The following is an 18,286-nucleotide window of genomic DNA, read 5'->3' as shown; positions in this document are numbered from 1 at the left end:
GGGAAGAAACATTAGGCGACATGCATGCCAAATGCGCGAGTCAAGGAGATGATGGGATGTATAAACGCGAGCTTCGCCCCTTATGTGTCCAGGCTGATTTTACCGTGCTTCTTGATGAAAGGCATCAGGATGCGGAAGCAGCCAGGGAACAGCTAAGCCGGTTTGCCGATCTGGTGAAAAGGCCCGGACATCTACATACGTACCGAATTACGCCGATGTCGCTCTGGAACGCAGCTTCCGCAGGGATGACGCCTCAGGATATGATTCAAGCACTCACGGAACATAGCTGCTACGAGATTCCGCTTCAAGTGGCAAGCGGGATAAGAAAGCTGGCAGATCGATATGGCAAGCTCATGCTGCAGCAAACCACAGAAGGAGAGCTGCTGCTGCTGGGTGAAGAGGAATTGCTGAAGCTGCTTAGTTCAAATAAGACGATCTCTGCATTTCTGCTGCCTGCCGGCAGCGAAGAGAAGAGAGCGGTCCGGCCGGAAGCCAGGGGACTGCTTAAGCAGGAGCTCATTCGATCGGGGTATCCGGTTATCGATTTGGCCGGGTATCGGCATGGTGAAGCGCTCGATGTGGAAATTCGGGAGAAAGCCGTGAGCGGCAAATCATTTCAATTGCGCGATTATCAGGAACGAGCCGTTAATCTGTTCTACCGCGAAGGTCAAGCTGATGGCGGGAGCGGCGTACTAGTGCTGCCATGCGGCGCGGGCAAGACGATTATCGGCATTGCGGCTCTTGCGCGATTGCACTGTGACACGTTAATTCTGACGTCAAACGTGACTTCGGTTAACCAGTGGAAAGCGGAGCTTATCGATAAGACGACGTTAACCGATCAGGAAATCGGAACGTACGCCGCGGCAGCCAAAGAAGTACGTCCCGTGACGATTGCCACCTATCAAATTCTGACCAGCCGCCGGCGAAAAGGCGATGAATACAGCAATATGAGACTGTTCGGAGAGCGGAATTGGGGGCTAATTATCTACGATGAGGTACATTTGCTCCCTGCCCCGGTGTTTCGCATGACGGCGGACTTACAGGCGACGCGGCGTCTGGGCTTAACGGCGACTCTCGTGCGCGAGGATGGCCATGAGGAAGACGTTTTCTCGTTAATTGGCCCGAAGCGCTTTGACCTGCCTTGGAAGACGCTGGAGTCTCGTCAGTGGATCGCATCGTTAGCCTGCACGGAAATTCGGCTGCCTCTGGCTCATGAGGAAGTCGAACGATATGTCGCAGCTACCGAGAAGGAGAAAGTAAGAATAGCAGGCGAGAACAAAGCCAAAATCAAAGTTGTTCGAGAGCTGCTTCAATTCCATGAAGGGAAGCCGGCGCTCGTTATCGGTCAATATTTAACGCAATTGCATCTGCTGGCCGAGGAATTAGGCGCACCTGTCTTAACCGGCGAGCTGCCTCATGAAGAGCGTGCAGTGCTATATGAAGCATTCAAGGCCGGTCAAATTCCCGTTCTGGTCGTTTCGAAGGTGGCCAACTTTGCCGTTGACCTGCCTGATGCCGCCGTAGCCATTCAAGTATCGGGAAGCTACGGTTCGCGCCAGGAGGAAGCGCAGCGGATAGGCCGGATCCTTCGTCCGAAGCGCGGGGATAACCAAGCCTGGTTCTATACGATTGTATCCCAGGGAACCAAGGAAACGGACTATGCAAGCAGAAGACAGCTCTTCCTGCTCGAACAAGGCTACAGGTATGCACTTCACGAATGGTCTGATATGGAGCAGTTATTGCAAGAAAAGTCGATTGAGGGTCTTCGGGAGGCCGCGCTGTGAAGGTTCAAGAAATAGTGAATCGCCTTACTGAAACGCAAATCGGGGAAATTAGCGCTTGTCCCGTATGGCATTCGAGTGAAACTGAAACGTGGCCGAATGTCATGATGAGCCGATCGGGTTCTGAGTCAGCATGGGCGGCTTTATCGAAGCAAGCTGCGATTGCTTTAGAGGTGGTGCTCTGCGCGTTCGGTCCGTTGCCGTTTAGCGAGGAGCAGCTGCTCCTTGCAGCTCGTTCGGGAGTAGCGGGAGCGGAATTGCGCCACGGACTGCTTCAGCTCATGGAAGCGGGAATTATCTTTGCAGTGCGCAAGGGCTGGGGAGAGAAGCAATATTTGCTGCCGAGTGATATGTATCTTACCTGGTACGAAACGATGATCAGCATGCAGCACAAGCGCAGGTCCGAGATCATACCTGTTCCGATGGAGATTGAATCGAGGCATATCGTTTCCATGGAGGAGAGCGGTTATACGCCGCCTCTAAGCCTTCAATGCTTACATGTGATGGCAGAGCTGCTCCATACCGGCATGAAACGAACAACGAAAGGCATCCTGACGAAACGCACGATCTTAAAATGCACGGAGCAGCTTGCTGTGGATAGCAGTCAGCTGAACGCAGTCGCTGAATTATCGCTTGCTGCATCCGGAGAGGTTTATCCGCTGCAGCTGGCTTTTTTTCTCGATATCGCCTGGAAAAATCAGTGGCTGTATGAGCTGCAGAACTCGTACGCCATCCATGAAGAAATGTGGAACAGTTGGCTTGATTGCGATCCATTGGAGCGGGAAACGGAGCTGCTTAAGCAGATTATCGGGATTTTTCTGGAGAGAAGTCCATCAGCAGCAACAGGAATGGCATTGCTTTGCATGCTGCCTCCTTACCGGTGGTTTCGAATCACGGATTTAGATGTACAGCACATGCTCCGACAGGAATTCCTCTCAAAGCCGCAGTCTTCAGCCATTTCCGCATGGTGCGGTTTGTTATGCGCATTAGGGTGGATGGAAGCTGCGTTCGACGAGCAGGGCGGCAAAGTACTCCGTTGGCTCATACCCCCAAGCGCCTCGAAGACTGGCGATGCTTTATTGGAGGGGCAAGCCAGACCAGAGGGTCAGGTGCAAATTACGCCGGATGGCGATGTTTATGTTCCAAGTGATTGCGCATATCGCACAATCTGGCAGATTGAACGGCTGGTAACGCGGAAACGTACCGACCACATGGCTGTGTATCGGCTGGATTCTCGAGGCTTTAAACAAGATGCGCTGCTTCAAGAGGCCGGTGAAGGGGTAATTGGTTTCTTGGAGAGCGCATCAGGGGAAGCGCTGCCTGTAACCGTTCGGGCCATCATCCTGCAAGCATTCGCAGCTACAACACCTACAAGCGGGCGTCCCGGAAACAACCCGATTAAAACTGTAGATATCTCTGAATACATAGAACCACTGCCGCTGATTCAAAATGGCAATGTCGTGCAGACCTTTGAATTGTTAACCGAAAGGCAGCCTTTGAAAGCCATGTTCAGCGGCATTGAGGATGTGCCGACGATGTGGCTGAAGCAATTCAGAGCGTATCACAGCTCCACGCGAAGGGAACTGATGGAACTGGCGTTAAGCTGGCGAACTCCGGTTAAACTAAGCTGTGAAGGCGCTGTAAAGCCGTTTGTTCCCGAACGTATCGTGGATGTGGACGGCCGATGGAGTGTGATGGGACATTTTGTTCTTGAAGAGAGTTATGCTCCCGCAAACCTTTTGCCAGAGATGTGGCAGGAAATGATGCTTGTTCTTCCAACTGAAATTGGTAGTTTTTAGCTCGGGGCTACAGCCTTCCTCTACCTTTTTCGGTGATTGATATGGTATGATAACAATTAGGCACAAGCCGAGTGTTCATAAAGGGGCGGATATCATGCAAACCATGCCATTATCAGACCCTATAGAGCTTGAAATGAATGATCATTCCTCGCTTGATATGGGACAGCTGTTATTAAACGCCTATGAAATTGGCGATATGGTAAACCAATCGGTCGAAGTGGCCGAATATGCATATTGGAAGACAGTAGTAGATCAAGATGAGCAAGTTCATCAGCTCGTCAAGCAATTTGATAAAGCGAAAGAGCAGTTCGTCGATTGCGAGCGGTTCGGACGTTTTCATCCGGATTTCAATGCCGCTAAAGATAAAGTGGAAGCGATTCAGCGGCAATTGAATGAGATTGAATGCGTCAGCCGATTTAAGGCCGCCGAGCAGCAGGTTGATGATTTGCTGCACGAAATTGCCAAGCAAATCGCGAGCTCGGTCTCGGAAACGATTAAGGTGCCGAGCAATGATCCGCTTCCGAAGGGTGGCGGCAGCTGTGGCAGCGGCGGTTCTTGCAGCTGCAGCAGCGGGGGCTGCGGATAAGCAAAGAGAGAGAAACGGGGGAGCTTGCATGTTTTCGGAACGCGTCGGATATATTGTATGGGTCAGTGATCTCAAGGCTGCCCGTTCGCTGGAGAAATATGGAACAGTGCATTACATGTCTCGCAAAATGCACTATGTAGTCATGTATATGAACGCAGACCGCGCTGACGAGGTCGTTCGCAACATGGGGCGCCTTCCGTTCGTGAAGCGAATCGAACGTTCATACCGGAATGAAATTAAGACCGAGTATACGCAAGGCGTGCCGGACAAGACGCGATTCTATAGTTTGTAGGAAGAAGCCCTGACTGTAATTGCAGTTGGGGTTTTTTCCTATATTTATAACAGCCATATAATTACATTTTTGGTGAGACTTTATTTTAATATTGAAAAATGTGACAGGCATGCTACAATTAAATGGAAAGTACATATAGATCATAAGGCCTACTGCCGGGGAGGAGGGGTGGATCGCGATGAAAGACAAGATGACGGATAGATGGAACACTTATGAGTCGTTCCACGTCGTGCTTGGAGACAAGAAAGTGGCAGATATCGTCATCACGAACCATGCCAAGAGCCGATGGTCAGATCGCGTTGAAAGCGCTAAGACCGGCTTTGAAGATATTGCGGACTATATGTGGCAATGCTTGAAACAAGGGAGAATTGAGCCTTATTACCGGAATGAGCAGGATGTGTACCTTATCGATGACGATCTCGTTTTTGTTGCCGAGTTTGCGGTGCTGGAGAAAGAAACCGATTTGACCGGGAACCCGCTGCACAAGATGATTGTAGTCACGTTTCTCGGCCGAATGTCTGAGACTATTGAACTACGTGACTTGAAGTCCTATTACTCTTGGCTCAGACATTCCAGAAGAATGACATTAATTAAAAATAGTAGGAAACGGAAATAATATTTCTCAATTATAGAAAAAGCATGAGTGTTCGCACTCATGCTTTTTAATTTGAGAGCGAGTTTTCGCCGCGGTTTGTTGTATAATGAGTGTTAACAGAAAGGAAGGGATGCCCTTCATGGCGCTCAATTTTCATCAACTCCATATTTTCTATACGGTCGCAGAACGCGGAAGCTTCTCGGCGGCCGCGCAAGCGCTGCATATGACTCAGCCGGCCGTGACGATGCAGGTGCAGTCGCTCGAAGATTATTTCGGCACGAAGCTGCTTCAGCGTTCCACGAAGCGAATCGAATTAACGGAAGCAGGGCGTGCCTTAATGCCTTATGCCCAGCGCAGCATTGATCTGATACGCGACACGGACGTTCAAATGTCCAAATTTACGACGCAGCTCAAAGGCAGGCTGCAGCTCGGAGCCAGCTTAACGATTGGCGAATATATTTTGCCGCGTCTGCTGGGGCCGTTCGGACAGGAATACCCGCATATCTCCATTAGCATGAAAGTAATGAATACGGCGCAGATCATGGAAGAAATCGTCAATCACCAGTTGAATTTCGGGTTGATCGAAGCGCCGGTCAATCATCCGGACATGCATATGGAAGCGGTAATGAGCGATGAGCTGCAGCTCATTGTCGGCAAGTCGCACCCTCTGGCCGATGCGGAAATCGTCGATCTGGAGGAAGTGATGAGCTATCCGTTCGTCCTGCGTGAGCAAGGCTCGGGTACTCGTCTTGTGATGGAGGAACAGCTCAGAGTGAAGAACATGGATCTGTCAGAAATGAAGATCGTCATGGAGCTTGGCAGTACGGGAGCCGTAAAGTCCGCCGTGGAAGCAGGACTGGGCATTTCCTTTGTATCGAGCTCTTCCATCAAACATGAAGTTGCCTTAGGTTTAATCAAGGCGATCCCGATTAGGGATGTTCGATTTAAACGGCAGTTTTATTCCATCTTTTTGAAATCGGCGCTGCTGCCGATATCTGCGGTGACCTTCCTCAGCTTCTTGAGAGAAAGAGATTTAAATCAATGGCTGTAATGCGCTTACGTGCAGATTTGCACACGCATACAACAGCTTCCGACGGCATGCAGCGGCCGGCGGATAATGTTGAAATGGCTAAGGCCCGCGGCCTTGGAGCCATCGCGATCACAGACCATGACACCGTGGACGGACTGGCCGAAGCGCTTGAAGCGGGAGATCGGCTTGGGGTTACGGTTGTGCCCGGCGTAGAAATAAGTACTGTCGCAGAAGGACGCGACATACATATACTGGGATATTACATTAACTGGGATACGAAAGTTTGGAAAACGAAATTAGCATCGTTGGGCGATACCCGAGAACAGAGAAACGTGATGATTATTGCTAAGTTATGTGAACTCGGTCTCCCCATAACGATGGAAGAAGTCATGGAAGCGGCTCGTGAGCAAGGGAAGGATGGCGGCTCGATCGGTCGTCCTCATATCGCAGCGGTGCTTGTAGCCAAAGCCTATGTCAGCACGATGCAGGAGGCTTTCGACCGGTACCTCGGGGATGAAGGTGCAGCATATGCCAACCCGCCGAGACTGCATCCCTTTGAAGCATTGGAATGGATTCGGGAAGCAGGCGGAACGAGTGTTATTGCGCATCCCGGAATCTATGGAAATGATGTGCTTGTGGAGTCGATCATTAATCAAGGGGCAAAGGGAATCGAGGTCTATCATCCGGATCACTCGGCCGAAGATGAAGAGCGATATCTAAAGCTGGCATCACAATATAATCTGATCGTTACCGGAGGATCCGATTTTCACGGCGAACGCCATGGCGTCGTATTTCACGGCGAAATGGGAAGCAAAACTGCCCCGTTGGACGTACTGAGTCAACTCAATCCTTCACGGAGGTAGATGCCATGATTGACGGGCTTTACACAATCAAAGAAGTCTCCTTGCTGACTGGGCTGTCTACGCAGCTCATCAGGAAGTGGGAGAAGAGGTATGAGGCGGTGAGTCCGCTGCGTATGCCTAATGGCTATCGCGGTTATACAGCGCAGGATATTGAAATCATTCGTTGGTTGAAGTCCCGGGTCGAAGAAGGCAGACCAATTGGTATGGCGGTTGCGGAGCGTAAGCGGAATATGGGCGACTCAGACTCGAAGGAGTCAAGAGGATTCTCCGCAGTAAAAGCAGAAGTGGATGCCGGAGGTCCCGTCGATATTCTGATGCATTATTTGGATAAAGTAGATCTGCGCGGCGCAGATCAGGTGTATCGACAAGTGAGAGCACTTCATTCCATGGAACAGCTGGTTTCACAAGTGATTAAGCCAGCGCTGCTTGAGCTCGGAGAGAAGTTTGAGCGTGGCGAGTTATACGACTGCAAAGCATGCTTCTGCAGTCAATATATCCGTGAGGTTGTCATGACAAGCAGAATTGGCAGGGAATAAGAAAAGGGGTTATCTGAGCCATGCCGGCGTTTATTCGGCAGGTGAGATAACCCCTTTTTTTTGCTTTTGTCCGTCAACCTATGCCTTGATGTGGGAAGGCAGGTCTTTCAAGCGCTGTTCATCCGGCGTGATATACAATGTTTTCTGATGATCGTAGATAACGTACCCCGGCTTAGCTCCGCTTGGCTTCTTCACGTGGCGAATCAGCGTGTAATCGACAGGCACGGAGCTGGAAGATTTGGCTTGGCTGAAATGAGCGGCAAGCATCGCGGCTTCTTCCAGGGTTTGATCATTGAAAGCCGTGCCGCGAATGACCACATGGGAGCCGGGAATATCTTTGGTATGCAGCCAGGTGTCATTCGGAGCTGCGGTCTTATTCGTTAAGAAATCATTCTGAGTGTTGTTCTTGCCCACATAGATGGCCACGCCCTCAGATGACGTATAACATAGCAGCGCAGGCTGCTTCGGTTTCTTCTTCTTCGCACCGCGCTTCTCGCGAGCGCGCATATAGCCTTGTTCGGCGAGCTCGTCACGAATTTCGTCGATATCCGACAACGACGCGCTTTCGAGCTGCTGAAGCAGCGAGGCCAAATATTGAATTTCCTCGCGCGTGCGCTGCATTTGCTCGGCAACGATCGTAAGACTGTTTCGATACTTCGCATATTTCTTGAAGTACCGCTGCGCATTCTGAGAAGGCGTAAGCTGAGGATCTAGCGCAATGGTGATCATCGGCTGCTCTTCCTCGTAATAATTGATCGTTTCCAAGGAACTGTCTCCGCGCTTCAAAGTATGCAGGTTTGTCGTCAGCAGCTCGCCTATAATGCGCAAATGATCGGCGTCGCTCGCTTCTCGAAGCGTTTCTTGCAGCTTCTCCAGTTTCTTCTCATTCTTGTTACGCTCATTCTGGAGGAAACGAATGAGATCCGAAACACGCTGCTTTACCGTATCGCGCAGCGCTTTATCGCCATAGAAGGCTTCCAGTAAGGCGCTAACGGACGGATAATCCGTCTTCTCGCCGGCTACATGGGAGAGAGCGGTGACGGAGAAAGAAGCTTTGCCGTTGCCGGAAATCGTGACAAGCTGCGGCTCGTACTTATGCTCCGTGAATTGCTGCATCATTTCGCGGAATGCCGGCCAGATCAGCAGCGCCGCAGCCTTTACGTCTCCACTGGGCTCATTGGCATGTGCCAAGCTGCCGTTCGACGCGCGGTAAACCAGCTCTTTGGCAAGCAATGGGCTGATCCCGCTAAATGCCGCGACCAGCAGCATATCCGCCGTGAGGGAGCTTGGCGGAAGCGGCTTTGGTGCTGTACCGAAGTGGATGCTATCCTCGTCCGGAACCGGCGGGTTAAGCAGCGTATCTGCCGCAGTAATCAGCGATTGCGTGAATTGCTCGACATCGCGAACGGACAGCGGATCATCCTTCCCCTGTTCAGGCGGCGCTACATAGGCAGTACCGGGCATGACGACGCGGAAGCTGCTGATCGCGGGCGTAACATGATGAATACCGTCATGAATCGTCTCCGAAGCAACATCCACCAAAATAATATTACTGTGTCGCCCCATCAGTTCGATGACGATTCGTTTATAAAACATATCGCCAAGCTCGTCCCGCTGGCGGATATCGAAGTGGATGATTCGCTCGTTGCCGACTTGACGCACCGCTTCAATGACGCCGCCTTCGCAATATTTGCGAAGCAGCATACAGAACATCGGCGCTTCCAGCGGATTGATATAAGACTGCTCGGTCCAGTGGACACGCGGATAGGTTGGGTTTGCCGACAGCAGCAGCTTGCCCTGCGCACCGTTCCCTCGTATTTGCAAGACCAGGTCATGTGAAGTGGGCTGATGTATTTTATAAATGCGCGCACCGATTAAGGTTTGCAGGTCATGCGTGACGGCGCGTGTAACGATTCCATCTAAGGCCATGATGCTCTTTATCCCCTTTGTTTCTGTTTCATTTCACTATCATGCCATATTCGAGACAAAAACTTAAGTCCCAAGCTGGGATATTTTGCAGTTTGTCCGAATACATTTAGGCCATATAGGCTGTCCGTCAGGCGGCAAGTAACAGGAGGAGGGCGGGGCATGGAACAAGGTAAGTGGCACCAGATGGAAACAAGCGAACTCGCTGAGGCGCTTCAAGCTTCTTTGGATACCGGACTTACACCAAGTGCGGCAGCAGAACGTTTGCGTGAAGTCGGTCGAAATGAGCTGACGGAGGGGAAGAAGGTTCCTCCGATTATGCTGTTCCTCGGTCAGTTCAAAGATTTTATGGTGCTTGTGCTCATGGGGGCGACATTAATATCCGGTTTGCTTGGCGAATACTTGGATGCAATTACGATTGTGGCCATTATCGTCATCAACGCGATATTGGGGTTTGTGCAGGAATTCCGGGCAGAAAAATCGCTCCGCGCACTTAAGGCATTATCCGCACCGCTGGCGAAGACGCTGCGTGGCGGCGAGTCCGTAGTTGTTCCTGCAAGCGAGTTGGTGCCAGGGGACTTGGTCGAGCTTGAGAGCGGAGATCGAATTCCGGCCGACATTCGCTTCATCGAGGCGAACAGCTGTTACGCGGAGGAATCGGCTCTGACAGGCGAGTCCGTTCCGGTCAACAAGCACTGCGTCGTGATTCAGGCCGATGAGCTTCCACTCGGAGATATGCGCAACATCGGCTTTATGGGAACGATGGTTACCCGAGGCACGGCAAAGGGGATCGTCATTCGTACCGGCATGAACACCGAGATGGGCAAAATCGCAAATCTCATCCAGCAGACGGAAACCATGGAAACACCGCTTCAGCATCGTCTGGAGCAGCTCGGCAAAATTCTCATCGTCGTCGCTCTGGCATTGACCGTCATGGTGGTTGTTGCAGGGATATTGCACGGACAACCTGCATATGAGATGTTCCTGGCGGGAGTCAGCTTGGCCGTTGCCGCGATTCCGGAAGGCTTGCCGGCAATCGTGACCATCGCACTCGCCCTTGGCGTTCAGCGCATGATTAAACGCCGAGCCATCGTTCGTAAGCTGCCTTCCGTGGAAACCCTCGGCTGCGCGTCGGTTATTTGTTCGGACAAGACAGGAACGCTTACGCAGAACAAAATGACCGTGACGAAGCTATGGATCGGCGGTCAGGGCATGGATGTTACCGGAGACGGCTACGAGCCGACAGGTTCTTGCTTCGAAGGCGGCAAAGCAGTCGATCTCAAGCAGCATCAACCGCTGCGCAGGCTGCTGCAAATCGCGGCTCTGTGCAACAACGCATCTGTTACCCGCATCGATGAGGAGCAGGATGCGAAACGCAAGAAGTCCAAGACGACATTCGTTCAGGACGAGTGGGTGCTAAAGGGCGATCCGACAGAAGGAGCTTTGACTGTCCTTGCATCGAAGCTCGGCGTCACGATGAAGTCACTCGAAGGATTGTATCAGCGGGTAAAAGAATTTCCGTTTGATTCGGAACGGAAACGGATGTCCGTGCTCGTCAGTCACCAAGGCGGCCGCCTGGTATGCACCAAAGGGGCGCCCGATGTGCTTATGGAGCAATGTACGTATATTCTATGGGACGGCAAAGTCGTTCCTTTCACGGCTACATTGAAGCAGAAGGTTAACAACGCCAGCGAGGACATGGCGCAAGCGGCATTGCGTGTCTTGGGTTTCGCCTACCGGGATCTGCGGTCCCATGATGCAGCCGAAGACGAAGCCGATGTAGAGAATCAGCTGATCTTCGTAGGTCTCTCCGGTATGATCGATCCGCCGCGCCGTGAAGTTCGTGAATCGATTGCAAATTGCCGCCGCGCCGGAATCAAGACCGTAATGATCACGGGCGATCATCAGCTTACCGCGGAAGCGATTGCCGGACAGCTTGGCATCATGCCAAGAGGCGGCATCGCGATCAGCGGGCAGCAATTGAACGGAATGAACGAAGAACAGCTGGATCGCTTGATCGATAATATCTATGTGTATGCAAGGGTGTCTCCGGAGCATAAGCTTCGTATTGTCAAAGCGCTGCAGCGCAAAGGCCATGTTGTTGCCATGACGGGTGACGGCGTTAATGACGCACCTGCCATCAAAGCCGCGGATATCGGAATTGCGATGGGCATCACCGGCACTGATGTATCCAAAGAAGCATCGTCGCTTGTGCTCAGCGATGATAATTTCAGCAGCATCGTGGCAGCAATCGAGGAAGGCCGCGGCATCTATGAGAACATCCGCAAATTTATCCGCTATCTGCTGGCTTCCAACGTGGGCGAGATTTTGACGATGTTCTTGGCCATGATGGCCGGGCTTCCGCTTCCGCTCGTGCCGATTCAGATCCTCTGGGTCAACCTTGTTACAGACGGGTTACCTGCGATGGCGCTCGGTGTCGACCAAGCCGAGAAGGATCTCATGCAGCAGAAGCCGCGTTCGGCGAAAGAGAATATTTTCGCAAGGCGATTGGGCTGGAAAATCATCAGTCGAGGCATTCTGATCGGTGTTTGTACGCTGGCAGCTTTCTGGATCACGCTCCGAACAGCGCCTAACAGTCCGACTAATCTCATCCATGCCCAAACGGTAGCTTTTGCCACGCTCGTTATGGCGCAGCTGATTCATGTCTTTGACTGCCGCAGCTCTCGTTCGATCTTCCACCGTAATATTTTGCAAAATAAATACTTGCTGTTCGCGGTACTGTCGTCCGTTCTGCTGATGCTCGGCGTGCTCTACATCGAAGCTCTGCAGCCGATCTTCAAGACCGTTCCGCTCGGTTTCCGCGATTGGTGCCTCGTCATTGTGGCAGCGGGCATTCCGACCTTCATGATGGGGATCGGCAGCGTACTCGGCACAACCGAGAAGAAGAAAAAATCAAATTGGCCGCTTAGCGGGCCAAAATCAGTGACCAGATAAGTGTCGAAACCGGCAGCCGCGCGCTGCCGGTTTCTTTTGCGATCGATTAACCTTCACCTTAGGTTATAGTTTATACTGGGTGAAGGAGGCGGAGCATGAAAATCAACGACTTGGCGAAAAGATTGAATGTCACACCCCGAGCCATTCGATTGTACGAATCGAAGGGGCTTATGAAGCCGGAACGCGGACAAGAGAATGGGTACCGCTACTACTCGGAAAGCGAAGCATGGCGATTGCAAACGATATCCTCTTTGCGCGAGCTGGGGCTAAGTATCGAACAGATAAAAGCATTAATGACAAAGCTGGATCAAGGGGATTCGGCTACCGTGCACCACTATCTCGAATTACAGCGAATGGCGCTTACCGCCAAGTGGGTGGAGTGGAAATATGCGATTGGCATGCTGGATGAGCTAATCGCAAGGTTCGAGCAGAAGCAGCAGCTGGATGTGGAAGATCTGTTTCAATTGACAGGGGAGCTGAAGGGGATTCAGCACAGCCAATCTACTTGGATGGATACATGGGACTTCGATCGGCTCGCAGCCGTCTACGATCGCTCTGAGGCGATGCTCTCGACGGGATCCGTGTTATCCCAAGCCGAATATGAAACGGCGCTTGATTTCATTGTACAGTGGGTGTCGCCCAAGTCAGGCGAGCAGGGGCTTGATATCGGGACAGGCACAGGCAATCTGGCGGGCAAGCTGTTAGCTCTTGGAGCAGCCATGTCGGCCTTGGATCAGTCCAAAGAAATGCTGGCTAAATGCAGGGAAAGGTATCCGGCGATGACCGCTAAGCTGGGGAATGCACTGGCTCTTCCTTTTATGGACAAGCAATTCACGCTAATTGTGTCGGCCTTCGCGCTGCATCATCTGAATGGGCAGCAGCAGCTGCTAGCGCTTGATCAAATGGATCGGGTGCTGGCGCCGGGCGGCAGAATATGTATTGCGGGTCTCATGTATGAGGGAGAATGGAGTTCAAGTTCCATGCCGCCGGATACTACGAAACATTCAACGAATCGGCAGGAGCTGCTCGAATGGTTTAGAAACCGTGACTTTATCACCGTATCCCAAGCCGTGAATCCGTGGATACACGTCGTCTATGCGGTACGAAAACATTGAGTTGACCTTCACCCTGCGTCAGCCCTTAAGCTTGCGTCGAAAGCTAATTTAGGAGGGAAACGCATGCCTGACCATGACCATATTTATCAAAGTGAAGCGGAACGTTACGACCAGCTTATTTCGTTCGAGGATGTCCAGCACAATCTGCTGAAAACGATCAATCGAATCGTGCCCCATCTTTCCGAGGCAGCGATACTCGATATCGGCGCCGGGACAGGCCGATTAACGACCATGCTTGCACCGCTTGCGGCATCCATTACCGCAACCGACGCCTCCGGCGCAATGCTCGAAGTGGCGTCAAGTAAGCTCTCAGCCCTTGGTTTAACGAATTGGCAGACTGCGGTTGCCCAGCATGATCAGTTACCTTTACAGGATAATAGTGTAGACCTGGTAACGGCAGGCTGGACCATTTGTTATGCCGCGAGCAGCAATGTTGAGGGCTGGAGCGGGAATCTATCCGCGATTATGGAAGAAATCCGCAGAATATTGAAACCCGGAGGAACCTGTATCATCTTCGAAAACTTCGGCACCGGCTCTTCGGTCCCGAATCCGCCGGACTTCTTGAGAGCCTACTATGCGGCTCTCGTAAACGAATATGGCTTCGAGCACGAAGCCATACGAACCGATTATCTATTCGACTCCGTAGCCGATGCCGTCTCCATCACCGACTTCTTCTTCGGCGATTGGCTCAGCGCACAGGTGCAAGCCAACAACAGCCCATCGGTCGAGGAATGGACCGGCGTCTGGTGGAAGAGGTTTGATTAGGTAAGAGCGAAAGAGCGGATAAGCTAAAGTACCGAATCCCGGGCTGCTCGAGAAAGTCTCGACAGCCATTTTCTTGTCCAAGCTTCATGTACAAAGCTTTAAAGGTTGTCAGCGTGGCTATTTGGTGAAAATAAGCCTTTTTGAAAACACCTAACGGATGTGACAGACGTTATTTGGGGCAAATCGGTCGATTCCCAGTGGAAAACGTTCAAATAAGCTCGCTGGCAACCGTTGACTGAATAATTGGGTAAATTGATGCCAAATAACCGCTGTCACAACCGTTAAAGTTGGAATGCGACAAAGCATGTGATCATCGCGGATGTACACCAAATTCTAAAGTTTGCTCGCGTGCCGTGCCTGAAGCTATAGAATCCGGGAGTCGCAATTATAGCGACTCCCTTTTCTTGTGTGCCGAAACGAAAGTAACATCGGCACATAGATTGCCAGGCTGCGCAAAGGCCGCCCGGCAATCTACCCCAACCAACTTCTCCGCCAGGTAACAGGCGGCCCGTAGGATTGCCGCCCGGCCGCGTAGAGGCCGAGTCGGCAATCCAACCAAAAGCCGCCAGAATAACAGGCGGCCAACGATTGCCTGGTCGGCGAAGTCGGCCACTGGCAATCCAGCCCTGTGCCCCTCGCCTTTCCATGCGCCAAAAGTTAAGCGTGTCCCGAATGGGACGAAAGCGACCCCAGCACGCACGGGATCTGATGCGCCTCTAAGGCGGACTACGTTATGATGGTCCCGAAGGGACACCAGGTGGATAGTAAGCGCCAGAAGTAAAGGCGTTTCCCGAATGGGACGAAAGCGAGGACTAGCACGTATGATCACGGGAGCGCTTCTCTGCTGCACAGACGTTATTCATTCCGGGTGTCCAGAGGGCGGGAGTCCTCGGGGTCCCCCTTTCCAAGGGGGATTTAGGGGGATGTTAGTACAACAAAGTGATGCAATAATGCAAAGATTAAGGTACACTAAATAAATTATAATGGAGTGAATAATAGAATTTATTTGATTTCGATCGGACAAAAGGGAGTGCGAGTAGATGAATTTCACGAAGATGCATGGACTGGGCAATGACTTTATTGTTGTCGAAGGAGAAACGAAATTACCGGATAACGCAGCCGAGCTCGCAGTACAGCTTTGCAATCGCTTTTTCGGCATTGGTGCCGACGGACTTGTTTATATTTTACCATCTGAGCAAGCTGATTTTCGGATGCGCATCATGAACTCCGACGGCTCCGAAGCGGAGCAATGCGGCAATGCCATTCGCTGCGTAGCGAAATATGTATATGATAACGGTTTAACAGATAAAGAAACGTTGACCATAGAAACGCTTGGAGCAGGTGTCCAAGAGGTGCAGCTGACAGTCGAGAACGGCAAAGCCGTGCTGGTGCGGGTCAACATGGGACAACCGATCCTTGAAGGCTTGAAAGTACCCACAACAATTGATGCCAATCCGGTCATTAATCAATCGATCGAAGTGGATGGACGCGAGTTCAAATTCACGGCCGTATCGATGGGCAACCCGCATTGTGTCATTTATGTGGACGATGCCGTGAATTTTGATCTGGCAGCATGGGGGCCGAAGCTTGAAGTTCATCCGATGTTCCCTCGCAAAATCAATGTCGAGTTCGTAACGGTTCGCTCCAAAGACTTCACCGATATGCGGGTATGGGAACGCGGCGCTGGACCTACTCTTGCATGTGGAACCGGAGCGTGCGCGACAGTGGTCGCATCCGTGTTGAACGGATACACAGATCGTACGGCAACGGTATCGCTGAAAGGCGGAGACCTGTTGATCGAGTGGAACGAGGAAAACAATCATGTCTACATGACTGGCCCGGCAGCAGAAGTTTTCCGTGGTACAGTATAAGGATTGAAATGAAGGAGTTTTGAAAATGAAACCGGATTTACGGGAAGCGCTACAAGCGCGCATCTTGACCGGGGACGGCGCGATGGGAACCTATCTCTACGGGATGGGGTTCCCTGTCGGCGTTTCATACGAAGAATTTAATGTCTTGCGTCCGGAGGTCATCGCAGATGTGCACCGTCGTTATTATGAAGCGGGAGCTCGTGTCATCGAGACGAATACGTTCTCGGCGAATCTGGCAAGCCTCTCGCATTATGGACTGGATCATGAAGTCGAGGCGATCAATCGCGCAGGTGTTCAGATTGCCAGAGACGCGGTGGGCAGCGATGCCTATGTAGTCGGAGCCGTCGGTTCTATCCGTGCGGGTAAACGCAAGAACATCGCAACAACGCAGCTGGAACAGCTGTTTCATCAGCAAATGGATGCTCTTCTGAATGCCGGCGTTGATGGCATTTTGCTCGAGACGTTCTACGATCTCGAGGAAGCATTGCTGGCGCTGCGAATCGCTCGCAAACTCTCGGACGTTCCGGTCATCGCCCAATTTGCGGTGGAGAAAGAAGCGGTTACCCAAGACGGTCATCCGCTGGCCATCGCGTTCAACCAATTGAAGCAAGAAGGCGCAGACGTGGTAGGCTTCAACTGCAGAAGCGGCCCGAACGGCATTATGCGTGCAATTGATTCGATCGTCGGCGACATCGTCTTGCCGCTCTCTGTTTTTCCGAATGCGGGTATTCCGGATTATGTGGATGGCAAGTACATGTTTTCGGCGACGCCGGAATATTTTGCGCAATCGGCCCGTAAATTCGCGGACCGAGGTGCTCGGATTATCGGCGGCTGCTGCGGTACAACGCCGGAGCATATCGCGGCCATTGCCAAGTCGCTGGAAGGATACACTCCGCAACCGGTTCAACCGGAGGCCCAGCAACTTCCGGTTCAACGGGAACGTATCACCTTGCAATCGGAGCAGCAGCCTGTTTCGGAACCAACGATTGTGGATTTGGTGCAAGAACGCCATACCGTAATCGTAGAGCTTGATCCGCCGAGGGACCTCAACATTCAGAAGTTTATGGATGGCGCGAGAGCGCTCAAGGAAATCAAAGCGGATGCCGTGACAATGGCAGACAACTCGCTGGCAGTTACTCGGATGAGCAACATCGCGCTCGCGTCGCTCGTTCAGCATCAAGTCGGCATTCGTCCGCTTGTGCATATCGCTTGCCGCGATCGCAACTTGATCGGAACGCAGTCGCACATGATGGGGCTTGATGCGCTTGGCATCGATCATGTCCTGGCCGTGACCGGCGACCCGGCTCGTTTCGGTGATTTGCCGGATTCCAGCTCCGTGTACGATCTCACTTCCTTCGAAATGATTCGGATGATTAAACAGCTGAATGAAGGTGTCGCATTCTCGGGCAAAGCGCTTAAGCAGAAAGCAAACTTCATCACGGGCGCAGCCTTCAATCCGAACGTCAAATATTTGGACAAGGCGATTGCCCGTCTGGAGAAGAAAATCGATTCCGGTGCTGATTACATCATGACGCAGCCGGTTTATGATAAAGAGCTGATCGTCCGCATCGCGGAAGCAACAAAGCATTTGTCCGTCCCTATCTTCATCGGCATCATGCCGCTGGCAAGCGGACGTAACGCGGAATATTTGCATAATGAGGTACCCGGTATTCAGCTATCCGATGATGTTCGCAGACGGATGGCGGGATTGGAAGGCGAGGAAGGACGAGCGGAAGGCGTACGAATCGCTGAGGAATTGCTGGATACCGCATTGGAATACTTCAAGGGCATTTATCTGATCACGCCGTTCATGTTCTACGAGATGACGGTGCAACTGACAGACTATGTCTGGAGAAAAACGAGCGGGAAAACGGGTTAAGCCCGTTTTTTCTCCATATTTCAGACCGGATCCCGACCTATCCGAAACGGCGCTGAATGGACTCCAAGAAGAAACTTGCTGCATCGTTTATGGACGGCGCCAGCCGTTTCTTCTTGTGTTTATGCAATAACACTTGTTCGTATTGTAAAAATGAATTAGAATAGTCCTTGGATGCACTTGCCATGCCGCTTCGGATGCGATAGAATAGGGGACCTGACTATCGCTTCATCACTTGTAAGCAATCGGCTGGCCGAACGTATGCTCCGGACATTTTTCGTCAAGAATAATGCAAT

Annotated in this window: 14 protein-coding genes; 13 read left to right on the top strand and 1 reads right to left on the bottom strand. The window is 51.8% G+C overall.

Features of this window, described 5'->3' with window-relative positions:
- The first annotated feature begins 56 nt into the window (after positions 1 to 56).
- The 8 genes from I8J30_RS00275 (at position 57) to I8J30_RS00240 (ending at position 7,482) form a co-directional block, all read left to right on the top strand.
- Complete coding sequence (locus I8J30_RS00275) at positions 57 to 1,784, top strand: DNA repair helicase XPB (protein ID WP_210654439.1); 1,728 nt, start codon at positions 57 to 59, stop codon at positions 1,782 to 1,784.
- Positions 1,781 to 3,580 (top strand): hypothetical protein, encoded by a 1,800-nt coding sequence (locus tag I8J30_RS00270; protein WP_210654438.1) that lies wholly within the window; start codon positions 1,781 to 1,783, stop codon positions 3,578 to 3,580. The genes I8J30_RS00275 and I8J30_RS00270 overlap by 4 nt, the downstream gene beginning before the upstream one ends.
- Before the next feature lie 94 nt (positions 3,581 to 3,674).
- Entirely contained in the window at positions 3,675 to 4,166 is a 492-nt protein-coding gene (locus I8J30_RS00265; RefSeq protein ID WP_338044741.1) for a YlbF/YmcA family competence regulator, read from the top strand.
- A 28-nt stretch (positions 4,167 to 4,194) separates the two neighbouring features.
- Positions 4,195 to 4,458: a YlbG family protein gene (locus tag I8J30_RS00260; protein ID WP_090635781.1), complete on the top strand. Its 264-nt coding sequence runs from the start codon at positions 4,195 to 4,197 to the stop codon at positions 4,456 to 4,458.
- A 178-nt stretch (positions 4,459 to 4,636) separates the two neighbouring features.
- Positions 4,637 to 5,074, top strand: a complete 438-nt coding sequence (locus tag I8J30_RS00255) for a hypothetical protein (RefSeq protein WP_090978221.1) — start codon at positions 4,637 to 4,639, stop codon at positions 5,072 to 5,074.
- Positions 5,075 to 5,192: 118 nt separating this feature from the next.
- The gene (locus I8J30_RS00250) at positions 5,193 to 6,104 is read left to right on the top strand and encodes a selenium metabolism-associated LysR family transcriptional regulator (protein ID WP_210654437.1); all 912 of its coding nucleotides are present in this window, start codon (positions 5,193 to 5,195) and stop codon (positions 6,102 to 6,104) included.
- On the top strand, positions 6,095 to 6,946 hold the full coding sequence (locus I8J30_RS00245) for a PHP domain-containing protein (RefSeq protein WP_210654436.1): 852 nt from the start codon (positions 6,095 to 6,097) through the stop codon (positions 6,944 to 6,946). Before I8J30_RS00250 ends, I8J30_RS00245 begins: the two co-directional genes overlap by 10 nt.
- 5 nt (positions 6,947 to 6,951) lie before the next feature.
- Positions 6,952 to 7,482 carry a MerR family transcriptional regulator gene (locus tag I8J30_RS00240; protein ID WP_210654434.1) on the top strand — a complete coding sequence of 177 codons (531 nt, stop codon included), beginning with the start codon at positions 6,952 to 6,954 and terminating at the stop codon, positions 7,480 to 7,482.
- A gap of 78 nt (positions 7,483 to 7,560) precedes the next feature.
- Here the strand turns inward: I8J30_RS00240 and I8J30_RS00235 are convergent, their stop codons facing one another.
- Positions 7,561 to 9,411, bottom strand: a complete 1,851-nt coding sequence (locus tag I8J30_RS00235; RefSeq protein ID WP_210654432.1) for an Rqc2 family fibronectin-binding protein — start codon at positions 9,409 to 9,411, stop codon at positions 7,561 to 7,563.
- Between the two features lie 159 nt (positions 9,412 to 9,570).
- On the opposite strand from I8J30_RS00235, the gene I8J30_RS00230 reads away from it, so the two are divergent.
- The 5 genes from I8J30_RS00230 (at position 9,571) to I8J30_RS00210 (ending at position 17,993) form a co-directional block, all read left to right on the top strand.
- Positions 9,571 to 12,363, top strand: coding sequence for a calcium-translocating P-type ATPase, SERCA-type (locus I8J30_RS00230; RefSeq protein ID WP_210654430.1), 2,793 nt, complete (start codon positions 9,571 to 9,573; stop codon positions 12,361 to 12,363).
- A 95-nt stretch (positions 12,364 to 12,458) separates the two neighbouring features.
- Positions 12,459 to 13,478 (top strand): MerR family transcriptional regulator, encoded by a 1,020-nt coding sequence (locus I8J30_RS33470; RefSeq protein WP_210654428.1) that lies wholly within the window; start codon positions 12,459 to 12,461, stop codon positions 13,476 to 13,478.
- Between the two features lie 63 nt (positions 13,479 to 13,541).
- Positions 13,542 to 14,243 (top strand): class I SAM-dependent methyltransferase, encoded by a 702-nt coding sequence (locus tag I8J30_RS00220; protein ID WP_210654427.1) that lies wholly within the window; start codon positions 13,542 to 13,544, stop codon positions 14,241 to 14,243.
- 1,040 nt (positions 14,244 to 15,283) lie between these two features.
- On the top strand, positions 15,284 to 16,114 hold the full coding sequence (gene dapF / locus I8J30_RS00215; RefSeq protein WP_210654425.1) for a diaminopimelate epimerase: 831 nt from the start codon (positions 15,284 to 15,286) through the stop codon (positions 16,112 to 16,114).
- A 25-nt stretch (positions 16,115 to 16,139) separates the two neighbouring features.
- Positions 16,140 to 17,993: a bifunctional homocysteine S-methyltransferase/methylenetetrahydrofolate reductase gene (locus tag I8J30_RS00210; protein ID WP_210654423.1), complete on the top strand. Its 1,854-nt coding sequence runs from the start codon at positions 16,140 to 16,142 to the stop codon at positions 17,991 to 17,993.
- Positions 17,994 to 18,286: the final 293 nt, after the last annotated feature.

The organism is Paenibacillus lignilyticus (genome assembly GCF_017942085.1).
GTDB classification, from domain to species: Bacteria; Bacillota; Bacilli; order Paenibacillales; family Paenibacillaceae; genus Paenibacillus_Z; species Paenibacillus_Z lignilyticus.
Note: the sequence above shows the minus strand (reverse complement) of the source record. Positions and strands in the feature narration are given on the sequence as shown.